This is a genomic window from Psychromonas sp. Urea-02u-13 (assembly GCF_002835995.1).
Taxonomy (GTDB): domain Bacteria; phylum Pseudomonadota; class Gammaproteobacteria; order Enterobacterales; family Psychromonadaceae; genus Psychromonas.
Genome location: NZ_PJBZ01000138.1, coordinates 1 through 5,989, shown reverse-complemented (window position 1 = coordinate 5,989; position 5,989 = coordinate 1). Strand labels below are relative to the sequence as shown.

Annotated in this window: 5 protein-coding genes; 2 read left to right on the top strand and 3 right to left on the bottom strand. The window is 40.9% G+C overall.

Annotated elements, in window-relative coordinates:
* Positions 1-220 precede the first annotated feature (220 nt).
* From CXF74_RS20380 to CXF74_RS20370, 3 genes are all read right to left on the bottom strand, one after another.
* On the bottom strand, positions 221-1,507 hold the full coding sequence (locus CXF74_RS20380) for an Ig-like domain-containing protein (RefSeq protein WP_101084359.1): 1,287 nt from the start codon (positions 1,505-1,507) through the stop codon (positions 221-223).
* Between the two features lie 176 nt (positions 1,508-1,683).
* Positions 1,684-2,181, bottom strand: coding sequence for a hypothetical protein (locus CXF74_RS20375; RefSeq protein WP_101084358.1), 498 nt, complete (start codon positions 2,179-2,181; stop codon positions 1,684-1,686).
* Positions 2,182-2,191: 10 nt separating this feature from the next.
* Positions 2,192-3,709: a YifB family Mg chelatase-like AAA ATPase gene (locus tag CXF74_RS20370; RefSeq protein WP_101084357.1), complete on the bottom strand. Its 1,518-nt coding sequence runs from the start codon at positions 3,707-3,709 to the stop codon at positions 2,192-2,194.
* A 227-nt stretch (positions 3,710-3,936) separates the two neighbouring features.
* Here CXF74_RS20370 and ilvG point away from each other — a divergent pair, with 227 nt between their 5' ends.
* Both ilvG and ilvM read left to right on the top strand, forming a co-directional pair.
* Positions 3,937-5,580, top strand: coding sequence for an acetolactate synthase 2 catalytic subunit (gene ilvG / locus CXF74_RS20365; RefSeq protein ID WP_101084356.1), 1,644 nt, complete (start codon positions 3,937-3,939; stop codon positions 5,578-5,580).
* Positions 5,580-5,837, top strand: a complete 258-nt coding sequence (gene ilvM, locus CXF74_RS20360) for an acetolactate synthase 2 small subunit (protein ID WP_198552941.1) — start codon at positions 5,580-5,582, stop codon at positions 5,835-5,837. The genes ilvG and ilvM overlap by 1 nt, the downstream gene beginning before the upstream one ends.
* Positions 5,838-5,989: the final 152 nt, after the last annotated feature.

The window sequence follows — 5,989 nt, the reverse complement described above, 5'->3', positions numbered from 1 at the left end:
AAAATTCGCTCTCGCCACTTAGAAGTGGCATTCCTAATCGTTGAAGCAATCTGCTCAGATTCTAATATGCTAAGGAAATCATCTCCGTCAAAATATGGGCTGTTTTTTGATGTGTTTATAGAATATTTAGTACTGAAATTGGTCATGCTGTTAGGGCTAGTTTATTAGTTTTTGATAAATTAATTGTACGGCTTTCCCTGGCTGTTGGCTGCCCCTCTAACTACATAATATTAAGAATTTTTAGTGTAAAATCTCTTAATGCAGTGCCATTCAGACCTGATACTGAATATTTTCCATCTATCACTTCAGCGGTCACGGTTTTTATGGTGCCGTTACTATCCATTGCAACAATTGTTACAATTTGGCCATCTTCGACACCGAATACGCTACCTTTCAGCGAAGCATTGCGAATTTCATCGATATTTAACCAGCCATCATCGCCACTTTCTAACGTCAGGGTAATCTGTGCAAAGGTATCTTTGATAATAGTCGAGGTCGATGTTGCCACATTGCCCGCTAAGTCTGTCACCGTAGCGACTGCGGTTAATTCACCTTCGGCAAATACCGATAAATCATTATTTTCAATCGACCACTTCCCGTCTAACACGGTTGTGCTGAAGGTTTCTTGTTTGCCGTTACTATCCGTGATAACAATGCTAATAACTTGTCCATTTTCAACATTATTAACAATACCGGATAGACCTTCGTTATCTACTTCAAAGCGATTCACAACACTATCGTTCGTCTCACTTTCAAAGTGAATATCTAACGACGCTAAGCTATCAATGTTACTTGTGGTGAGAACATCAACGTGATTGCCATAGTTATCGGCAACAACCGCCTCTAAGCGAATAGGCCCTTCACTTAATGATGAAAGATCGACTTCCCCTAATGACCAGGTGTTGCCAGTAACAGTGGTCGTAAACTCTAATGTGTTCCCTTGCTCATCGAATACTGTAATAACAACAGTAACGCCGTCTTCTACTTCAATCGAGGTGCCATATATATTAGCAAGCGGTACTTCATATTGATTTAAGACACTGTCGTTGCCGTCATCAATGCTGATAGTGAGTTGCGCTTGATCATCCAGTCTACCAACCAACTCATTATTATCTTCTGCTTCAACGGTTTCATCGGGCGTAAAATCATGTGTTTGATAACCAGCATCCGCTAATACTTCATCGCCATCAACCAGCAGTCTTGTTGTTCCACCTAAACCACCGCCCGAGGAGAGCGTGACATTTTCAGCAGTAGACTGATTATTGAGACAGGTCTTAGGAGAGGGAGTGTATTGTGTGACTTGCGGGTCAACGATGAAGGTTTGATCATTATAACTAAATGCAAACTCACCGAAGTTTTGTATCTGAATAATCTCTTCAACATTGGTAAGTAAAGGGAGATCTGGCGACATTAAATTTATGTCCGATAATGGCAACCAACTGCCGTCGGTCATCACCATCCAAATTTGCCCATCGAGTTCAACATATAAAACAATGTTATCAATCATTTACTTACACCACTTAGAATGAAGGAGAGTTTTCACCAACTTTGTATGTAATTTAACAAAGTAACAACATAATAAGAACATTAGGCAGCTAAATTGGTGAGCGAGTAATACCTATTAGTGACTAATTATCTTATATTTGAGTAAACAGTGACTTTTAAGTGAAGTGTTACTTTCTATCAAGGTGCTAGCGACCAAAAAATAAGATCGACGGAGTTTTTATCAACATTGATTTTTTGTAAAGAAACAACGTAGCCTTTAGCCCCAACCTGTACTGCTTGTGCTTGGTTAAGTTGAAGATTGAGATTCTTTGAAAAGTCAGCCGATAACAATACCGTCTTGTCATTAAGACTAACCCCGATTGAATAAGAAATACCGCCTGTTTGCAGCGCAAAGTGATGACGAATATTACTTGCCGATAAAAAAACTAAATCGCCTCGTTCATTCTTAATCGCTTTAAATAGCATGGTATCCGAGGGCATTTTTTTTGTGTAAATATGAAATGAGCAATGTTTACACTGAGGAAGATCAGTATCAAACCAATCTCCTAATTTATGGCCCATAAAAAGTAACTGTTTGTTTTTCTGCGTAAATTGATTTTCCATTTCATCGTTTGAAAATGGCTTACACGCGCTTATCAATATTAACAAAATCACCAGCGAACTTATTTTCAACATGTTTTTTCCTTTAGCTAGAAACACTTTTTAACAATCGGTCCATGGCACGATAGTTTAAAGACTCCAATAAATGATGTCGCTCAACCCTATCACTTTCAGCTAAATCAGCAATGCTGCGGGCGACTTTTAATAGGCTATGCCACGCACGAATCGATAATCCCATCTTGTTGATCGCCTCCTCTAAGAACAGTGCATCTGTCTCACTCAAACGACAAAAATCACTGATTTCCTGCGTTGATAAATTATGGTTTAGCTTATCTTGACGCTGAACCTGTAAATCCCGTGCTTTTAATACCCGCTTTTTAATCTCAGCACTACTTTCACTTTTTGCTTTATTACCTGCTTGTGAAGCAGCAAGTACACCTTTAGGTAATAATGGCACCATAATAGAGAGTGAGAAGCGATCTAAAAAGGGGCCTGATAAACGTCCTAAATAGCGCAATACTTGATCCGGCGTACTGCGTCTTAAATCACCACTAATGTGCCCGCAGGGGCTAGGATTCATCGCACCAATCAATTGAAAGTGGGCAGGAAAAGTTACTTGATTAGCAGCCCTTGAAATAGTCACTTTATTGGTTTCTAAGGGTTGACGTAAACTGTCTAATACCGCTCTGGGAAATTCCGCTAATTCATCAAGAAATAAAACGCCACGATGTGAAAGTGATATTTCGCCTGGTTTAGGTTTTCCCCCTCCGCCTACTAATGCTACCGAAGAGGCAGAATGATGTGGCGATCGGTAAGGCGCTTGATACCAGTCTTCGCGTTCTTTTCCACACACGGAATAGATAGCCGCAGTTTGTAAGGCATGTTTTTCACAAAGTGGCGGTAATAACGACATAAAACGTTCTGCAAGCATACTTTTACCTGTGCCAGGCGGGCCAACGAGCAGTGTATTATGCCCACCAGCAGCTGCAATTTCTAAAACCCGTTTAGCTTGCTCTTGTCCCAATACATCACACATATCTGGCTGTTGCTTTAATAACGGTTGCTCTTTTGCCAGTGCTTTAGGCAGTACTTTTAGTGCTTGAAAAAAAGCACAGACATCGCTTAAGTTACTGGCAACAGAGGCTTCAACGCCCGTCAACGCAGTTTCGTGTTGATTTTCAGGACAAACGATCACCGCTCTGTTAGCCGATTTGGCAGCTAATACACAGGGAATAACACCATCTACAGGGCGTAAGTCTCCCGCTAACGTTAGCTCAGCAAAACATTCAAGCTGTTGGCTTTTATTATCAGAAAGTTGCTCCGAGGCAATCAGTATCGCTAGCGCAATTGCTAAATCAAAACGTCCGCCCTCTTTTGCGAGATTGGCTGGTGCCAGATTAACGGTGATTTTTTTATTAAAGGGGAATTTAAAATTACTATTGGTAATGGCGCTACGTACACGTTCTTTGGCCTCTTTCACTGAGGTTTCAGGCAAGCCAACGAGTGAAAAGCTAGGTAACCCCGTGCTCAAATGTACTTCAACTAAGACCTCTGGTGCATCAACACCAGAGAGCGCGCGACAATAAAGTGAAGCTAATGCCATCGTAACCCCTTAACAAATAAATAATCCCTTTTGAGTATAGACAACAACCCATTGCAGCTAAAAATTTGATTTGAGCAAGTAAGTTAAACAGATATTGCTCAAAAATGTGACAAAAATTGAAAAACTTAGTAGTTTTTGCTATAAAGACACACTTTTTCAAAAAATGAAGCGTCTCCGTTTATGAGAAATAGCTACAAAACTCCTTCAATAAATTCAGGAAGAAACTAATGAATGGTGCCAACTTTGTTGTTCAAGCATTAAAACAACACCATATTACGCAAGTTTTCGGATACCCAGGCGGGGCGATTATGCCGCTTTATGATGCCTTATATGATGGGGGAGTTGATCACCTTTTATGTCGTCATGAGCAAGGTGCAGCAATGGCAGCCATTGGTTATGCACGCTCCACAGGAAATGTCGGTGTTTGTATCGCAACATCAGGCCCTGGTGCAACCAATCTAATAACCGGCCTTGCGGATGCAATGATGGATTCGATTCCAATCGTTGCTATCACAGGTCAAGTGGCCAGTAACCTCATTGGCACCGATGCTTTCCAAGAAATTGACGTATTAGGCTTGTCACTTGCCTGTACTAAGCATAGTTTTATGGTGCAAAGTGCAGATCAACTCGGCCCTATTATTGAGCAAGCTTTTAAATTAGCCAACTCTGGCAGACCCGGTCCTGTTTTGATTGATATCCCTAAAGATATTCAACTCGGTGATGCAGTCAATTTTGCGCCTATTCATGCAACTCCCGCTGTAGAAGTTGTTAATCAAACCGCCATTAGCAGCGCGTTAGAAATGATTCGTTCCGCTACAAAACCATTATTATATATAGGTGGTGGCGTAGGTATGGCGAAGGCGATTGCACCATTACGCCAGTTAGTTAAAAAAACAAAAATCCCCAGTGTGTGTACCTTAAAAGGTATTGGTGCGATTGAATATAACTCCCCGTACTTTATGGGTATGGTTGGCATGCACGGCAGTAAAGCTTCAAACCTTGCGATTCAAGAGTGTGATTTACTGATTGCCATTGGTGCGCGCTTTGATGATCGCGTGACCGGTAAATTAGATGAATTTGCACAAAATGCGAAGGTTATTCATCTTGATATTGATGCTGCTGAAATTGACAAGTTGCGCCGTGTTGAGTTGGCCATGACAGAAGATCTCAAACAGATCCTGCCTTTACTTGAAACAGAAACACACATTAATGATTGGCAGAAAAAAGTCCTTAAAATGAAAATCGACTTTGCAAATCGTTATGATCACCCTGGCGATGCCATTTTTGCACCTGCAATGTTAAGACAGCTAGCTGAAATGCAACCACGTGATACGGTTATCTGTACCGATGTGGGCCAACACCAAATGTGGGTTGCGCAACATATGTTTGTTGATAGACCTGAAAACCATATCTCAAGTTCAGGCCTGGGCACCATGGGTTTTGGTATTCCCGCGGCTGTTGGCGCGCAAGTTGCTCGTCCTGACGATATGGTGATTGCCGTTTCCGGTGATGGTTCATTCATGATGAATGTGCAGGAACTAGGTACCATTAAACGTAGAAAATTGCCGGTTAAAATATTGCTTATTGATAACCAACGATTAGGTATGGTTCGCCAATGGCAGAAACTGTTTTTTGATGGCCGTTATAGTGAGACAATTCTTACTGATAATCCTGACTTTGTTACATTAGCCAGCGCTTTTGATATTCCCGGCGAAACGATTGTTGTTAAATCCCAGCTAACTGATGCGTTAACTCGCCTGCTTGAGAGCAAAGGGCCTTACTTATTACATGTTTCTATCTCAGAAGAAGAAAATGTATGGCCGCTTGTTCCACCCGGTGCACCCAATGATAAAATGATGGAGAGTCTATAATGAAATCATTACTAATTATTCAAGGCCATAATAGCCCAGAGCTTTTAGAGCGTTTATTGCGTGTTGTACGCCATCGTGGTTTTAGCGTTCAGAATTTACATGCTGAAACGACTGAAAATGAACAAGAGCTCCACCTCACTTTAACGGTCTGTAGTGATCGTGAAATTAGTTTGCTAACCAAACAATTAGAAAAGATCTTTGGTATCACTAAAGTGGCAACGCTTAATCAAGATTCAATGATTAAAGCCAGCGCTTAATCAAGATTAAACCTGCGCTATTAAAAAAGACGCCATTAATAACTTAATGGCGTCTTTTTTAATAGATAGAAACGGGTATATACCTGACGCACTTCAACTTGCAGGTTAAAACCTCTGAAAATTATCGTTAATTCTCATATTTAAATCGGCAC